The organism is Streptomyces sp. NPDC006265 (genome assembly GCF_040613555.1).
Lineage (GTDB): Bacteria > Actinomycetota > Actinomycetes > Streptomycetales > Streptomycetaceae > Streptomyces.
Genome location: NZ_JBEXSH010000662.1, coordinates 1 through 5,171 on the forward strand (window position 1 = coordinate 1; position 5,171 = coordinate 5,171).

At 71.1% G+C, this 5,171-nt stretch carries 3 protein-coding genes; all 3 read right to left on the reverse strand.

The features are described 5' to 3' along the window. Positions 1-158: 158 nt before the first annotated feature. The gene (locus tag ABZ281_RS36800; protein WP_356662391.1) at positions 159-3,113 is read right to left on the reverse strand and encodes a M14 family zinc carboxypeptidase; all 2,955 of its coding nucleotides are present in this window, start codon (positions 3,111-3,113) and stop codon (positions 159-161) included. Positions 3,114-3,264: 151 nt separating this feature from the next. Next, positions 3,265-4,254 carry a DNA-binding protein WhiA gene (gene whiA / locus ABZ281_RS36805; protein ID WP_356662392.1) on the reverse strand — a complete coding sequence of 330 codons (990 nt, stop codon included), beginning with the start codon at positions 4,252-4,254 and terminating at the stop codon, positions 3,265-3,267. Beyond that, a partial coding sequence (gene yvcK / locus ABZ281_RS36810) for a uridine diphosphate-N-acetylglucosamine-binding protein YvcK (protein WP_356662393.1) occupies positions 4,245-5,171 on the reverse strand: 927 nt, incomplete at its 5' end. The genes whiA and yvcK, both read right to left, overlap by 10 nt.

The following is a 5,171-nucleotide window of genomic DNA, read 5'->3' on the forward strand; positions in this document are numbered from 1 at the left end:
AAACGCACAAAACCCAGGGGGATTGTGGTTTCTCAAAACCTGACCCACAAACAAGGGCGGGGGGCTCCGCCCCCCCGTTCCGGGGCCCCCCCGCCCCACCGCCGAGAGCAGGATCACTCGAACTGGCTACCCATGGCGTGTCCCGTTGACCAGGGACGTCACCGGTCCAGAGAAGCGAGCGCCTTCCTCATCAGCGCCGCCCGGTCGGCCGGTGCGCTGACGTGCTCCAGGCCGAAGCCCAGCAGCACGGTGTCGTCCGTGGTGACCGCGCCGTACGTCTGGAACAGGGCGCCGGTGCGTGCCCAGTCCTTGAGGACGGCCGGGCTGCCCTCGGGCGGTCCGGCGACCTTCCAGGCACCGAGCGAGGTCTCGAAGCCCTCGGTCTCCTTGGCCGTGCCCCCGATGACGAGCGAGGCGTCGTCGGCGAGGACGCCGTGCCCGCCGCTGCCCGGGTCGGTGACGTAGCTGATCGAGATCTCGACCGTCTTGCCGACGTAGGCGCTCAGGTCGAAGTTCACCTGCTGCCAGCCGTTGGAGGCGCCGGTGAGGCTGTTCCACGTGCCGGTGGTGCCGGTCGCGGTGCAGCCGTCGTCCGCCACGGTCAGGTAGTGCTTCAGCCAGGGGTGCTCGTTGACGTAGAAGCCACCCTGGCACTCCGTCGGCACAGCGCTCTTGGTGGCGCCGCCGGCCTCGGGGAGGGTCGTCCAGTCGTCGGCGCCCGCGGTGCGGGCCTCGACGATGGCGTGGTCGTAGCCGGACTCGGTGTCCCAGAAGAGCTGGGTGCGCAGGGTCGGCCTCTCGGCCGCGGTGGTGCCGGTGAGGTCGACGGTGCGGCTGAGGCGCTTGTAGGCGTCGTCGGTGTGGACGGCGGCGGCCATCGCGGAGCCCGCGAACGGGCCGTACGGGTTGACCGTGCCGGCGAACCGCCCGGCGCCCTTGCTCGCGAACTGCGGGAAGTCGTCGGTCCCCAGTTCGTCGGAGGTGACGCTGTAGGTGCCGGCCTTGTCCAGCGGGTTGCCGGGAGCCGCGCCCAGCGGGCCGCTGACGCCGCCCAGCTCGCCGGAGCCGGTGAAGCCGGTGGCCCCGGGCGTGGCGGTGCGGGTGTAGGCGCCCAGGTAGTACTGGCTGAAGTCGTTCGACAGCGCGCCGCCGCCGAGGTCGACGTTGCCGCCGGCCTGCTCGCCGGCCTCGATCAGCCGGCCGCCCTCATTGAGGAAGGCCCGCAGCTGAAGCTGGGTGGCAACACCCGGGACGCTCGCGCCCGTGTAGTGGACGACGGTGTCGAAGTGGCTCAGCACGCCGAGCGCGTCCGGCGCGCCCTGCTGGGCGACGTCCCAGACGATCGCCTTGCGGCCGCTCGCCTTGAGCGCGTCCACGTACGCCTGCGCCTGTGTGGCGGCAGCGCCCTCCTCGGCGACCACGAGGGTGTTCGCCCGGGGCCGCTCGGCGACGGTGTAGGTGAAACGCTCGCTGGAGAGCTTCTTGCCGTTCTTCGCCTCTCCGGTGAACCACACCTCGACCTTGTCGCCCGGCTCGCCGTCCTTGACCTTCGCCCGGTACTCGTCGAAGTAGAGGTTGTCCTCACCGCCGTAGGTCTCACCGCCCTTCCAGGGCTTGAGCGCCATGTCCAGGGTGCGGCCGCCGTTGACGCGGTACTTGAGCTCCTTGTCGCGCACCGACTTCCGGACGACGCCGGAGACCTCCTGATCGGCGCCGCGGGAGTACGACGTGCCGAACGCGGCCGGGGTGAAGTCGGCGGCGCTCAGGCCGACCGACGAGGACGGCCGGTCGGGGCGGGCGGCCGACTCGGCGACCGAGAGCGCGAACGGGACGTTCTTGGCGAACTCCTGCCGGACCAGCTTCTCGTCGTCCGGGAAGGTGAAGACCGACTGGCAGTCGGACGCCTTCCACTCGTCGTTCGGGTCGAGGTCCGAGGCGGTCTGGCAGGTCGACATCTCGGGGGTGAACATCGCCAGGCCGTTGACGTTCGCCGCGTGGCCGTCCGCCTCACCGTTGGTGGTGTACAGCTCGGAGGAGAGCTGCGGGTGGTAGCCGGGGATCGCGGAGTTGTCGGGCGTACCGGCGAGCGCCTTGTACATGACGTCGTCCGGCGTCTGCGTGGCCACCTGCCAGCCGACCCCGTAGAGGAGGAGTTCGGCGGCGGAGTGGTAGTTGATGCCGTACGTGAAGCCGATCCGCTTCTGGAAGGCGTCCAGGGCCCGGGTCTCCGGCTCGGAGTTCGGGCCCGCGCCGCGGTAGGTCTGGCTGGTGGGGTTGGGGGACGAACCCTCGTCGTCGTAGCCCCACTTGTAGGCGAAGTTGCGGTTGAGGTCGACGCCGTCGCCGGTGGTGATGGTGCCGTCGCCGTTGACGTCCCGCAGGTTCTTGCGCCACTGGCGATTGGCGGGGTCCGCGAAGGTGTAGTCGTAGCCGTCGGGGTTGGCCGACAGCAGGAACCACAGTTCGGTCGAGTCGACGATCTTCTTGACCCGCCGGTCCTTCTTGTAGTTGTCCAGGTAGTGGTGCATCAGACGCCGGGTCATCTCCGGCGTGATCCACTCGCGCGCGTGCTGGTTGGACATGTAGAGGACGGAGGGCTTGGAGCCGTCCTTCGCCCTCTTCGCGCCCTTGGTGAGCTTCAGCGCGAGGATGTCCTGGCCCTTGATGGTCTGGCCGATGGAGACGACCTTGGTGAGGTCCGGGTTCTCCTGGGCGGTGCGCAGGAGTTCCTCCCGCAGGCCCCCCTTGCCGCTGTACGGGCGGAACACGCCCTCGGCGGCGTCCTCGACGCGGGCCTCGGCCCGGGTGGAGAGCTCGTGTTCGGTGAGGCCGACGCCCTGCTTCTCCAGCTTCTTCGCCTGCTGGTCCGTCAGGTAGACCTCGACGGTCGCGGTGCCCTTCTCGGGCACCCGCTCGCTCAGTTCGTGGCCGTCCTGGCCGGCCGCCAGCAGCAGGGGTACCTGCTTGTGGGTGACCTCGGCGCGGAAGACCTTGACTTCGTCCGGGTCGGACGGGGTCGAACCCCCCGGTTGTGCCTGGGCGATGGGCGCGAAGCTCGCTCCGCCGATCAGGAGCGCGCCGACAGCGAGGATCGATCTCGCTCTTCGTCTCATGAAGCCCCCTAGCGTGGGTCCGCCACAGCAGCGAACAGATGCCAGGCTCATGACAGACCATGATCGAGTCAAGGGTGCCTCAGCGACACGCGAAAGCCGGTGCCGGTCACCCAAGTGGATGCCGGCACCGGCTTCTTGACGTCGTGTGGGGTCAGCCCACCAGGTTGTCGGCCAGCTCGTCGCTGAGGTTGGCCTCCGTGCCCGGGATGCCGAGGTCGGAGGCGCGCTTGTCGGCCATGGCCAGCAGGCGACGGATCCGGCCGGCGACCGCGTCCTTGGTCAGCGGCGGGTCGGCGAGCGCGCCCAGCTCCTCCAGGGAGGCCTGCTTGTGCTCCATGCGCAGCCGGCCTGCGGCGGCGAGGTGCTCGGGCACGTCGTCGGCGAGGATCTCCAGGGCGCGCTGCACCCGGGCACCGGCGGCGACGGCCGCGCGGGCCGAGCGGCGCAGGTTGGCGTCGTCGAAGTTGGCGAGCCGGTTCGCCGTGGCGCGCACCTCGCGGCGCATCCGGCGCTCCTCCCAGGCCAGCACCGACTCGTGCGCGCCGAGTCGGGTCAGCAGGGCGCCGATCGCGTCACCGTCCCGGACGACGACCCGGTCCACGCCGCGCACCTCGCGGGCCTTCGCGGCGATCGACAGCCGGCGGGCGGCGCCGACGAGGGCGAGCGCCGCCTCGGGGCCCGGGCAGGTCGCCTCCAGGGAAGAGGAGCGGCCGGGCTCGGTGAGCGAGCCGTGCGCCAGGAACGCGCCACGCCAGGCGGCCTCGGCGTCGCAGGTGGCCCCCGAGACCACCAGCGGGGGCAGGCCGCGGATCGGGCGGCCCCGCCCGTCGACCAGGCCGGTCTGGCGGGCGAGCTGGTCACCGCCCGCCACCACGCGCACCACGTAGCGCGAGCCTCTTCGCAGCCCGCCCGGAGCCATCACGATCAGCTCGGAGCTGTGGCCGAAGATCTCCAGGATGTCCCGCTTGAGACGGCGGGCCGCCATCGCCGTGTCCAGCTCCGCCTCGATCACGATCCGACCGCTCACCAGGTGAAGGCCGCCGGCGAACCGCAGAATGGCGGAGACCTCCGCCTTTCTGCAGCAGGTCCGGGTGACGGGGAGCCGGGAGATCTCATCCTTCACCGCTGCCGTCATCGCCATGGGCCGATCCTTCCATGCATCCGAAAAATACGGTCGTACGCGGCGGCCAACAGCTCCGGGTCGTGCCTCGGGGTTCCGTCAGGTCTGGCCACCGGCGCCAGCTCGACCGCGGCCCCGAACCGCTTGGCGGCATCGGTCAGGGAGTCACGGTCGGGCACGGCGGCCTCGTCGGCCAGCACCACGTCCAGGGCGAGTTTAGGGGCGTGTCGTCCCAAAACCTCCAAATGACGCTGCGGGGAGAAGCCCTCGGTTTCTCCGGGTTGCGGCGCGAGGTTCAGGGAGAGTATCCGGCGGGCCTTCGTCTGCGTGAGCGCGTCCAGCAGGTCGGGCACCAGCAGGTGCGGGATGACCGAGGAGAACCAGGAGCCGGGGCCGAGCACCACCCAGTCCGCGTCCAGGACGGCCTCGACCGCCTCAGGCACGGCCGGCGGGTCGTTCGGCACGAGGTGCACGGACTGCACCTCGCCCGGGGTGAGGGCGACGGTCGCCTGGCCGCGGACCGTGTCGACCTCCTCCGGGCGCTCCGGGTCGTGCCCCTTGACCAGAGCCTGGAGCTCCAGCGGCACGGCGGACATGGGCAGCACGCGCCCCTGGGCGCCGAGCAGGCGACCGACCAGGTCGAGGGCCTGCACGTGGTCGCCGAGCTGCTCCCAGAGGGCGACGATCAGCAGGTTGCCGACCGCGTGTTCGTGCAGGTCGCCCTGGGACTGGAAGCGGTGCTGGATGACCCGGGCCCAGGTCTGGCCCCAGTCGTCGTCACCGCACAGGGCGGCCAGCGCCTTGCGCAGGTCCCCGGGCGGCAGCACGCCCAGCTCGTCGCGGAGCCGGCCGCTGGAGCCGCCGTCGTCGGCCACGGTGACGACGGCGGTGAGGTCGCCGGTGATCCGGCGCAGCGCGGCGAGCGAGGCGGACAGGCC